Here is an 834-nt window from a genome sequence, read left to right on the forward strand (position 1 = left end):
GCATGACCACTTTTTTGATAACCGTCCATACTTTCACCTCATGATTTAGTATGGACAAAAAAGATAGGGCTAAAAGCTGATACCGTCTAAAGACGGTGGAGTTAGACCACGCATTTGTAAGTTAAACCAAGCACAGGCGTTAAGAATATTAGTGGTCCACCGTAGTTTGGAGGAGAGGCGCCCATTAATTCCTCAACCATAAATCCTACTGAAATAATGTTAAGACCCAGTAGCAATAACGGGATCCATAAACGAAGCTTTTTCGAGTTGTAAGGCATAGAATTGCTCCCTTTACCCTTGTGTGTTGAACGAGCGCTAAACTCTTATTCAAGAATGGTGCCCGTTTACAGAAATCTTCATTCTTATTCGGCGTTATTATTTTCATCCTCTTCCGGCATTTTTTCTAAGATCACTAATGCAAGTGTTGCTATCGGTCCAAGGAAAAAAGAAATAAAAAACCAATGAAGACCCGATCTGTTTTTCCCCTGTGCCAATCCAGCATTAATAAGGGTAAGAGTTCCCCAGCCAACAAAAAATTGGTCTTCCATGTTGCTTTCCCCCTTAGTAATTGATTGCAGCATAATTTCTGCAATTTGTAACAAGAATTGTTATCCAGTTAACTAGCCAAAGTATGGTACGGGCGCCAAGTTTCATTCCGGAATGGCGCCCTTTTCTGGAACAGTCACTTGCTACTATAAGTTGGTATATTTGAACAAAAAATGATTTTAAATCTTCCTGGCGTGTCTCAGTTTAATATAAGTTGGATACTCTTTTGGAACATTTTCGTATTGAAATTTGAAGCCTTTGGATTCGTAAAAGGGAATTCCTTTCATA

The 834-nt window shown here is 39.0% G+C and carries 1 protein-coding gene; it reads right to left on the reverse strand.

The features are described 5' to 3' along the window. Positions 1-362: 362 nt before the first annotated feature. Entirely contained in the window at positions 363-548 is a 186-nt protein-coding gene (locus tag IEW67_RS17925; protein ID WP_188634430.1) for a hypothetical protein, read from the reverse strand. Between the last annotated feature and the right edge of the window lie 286 nt (positions 549-834).

It is taken from the genome of Lentibacillus kapialis, from assembly GCF_014646635.1.
GTDB lineage: Bacteria > Bacillota > Bacilli > Bacillales > Amphibacillaceae > Lentibacillus > Lentibacillus kapialis.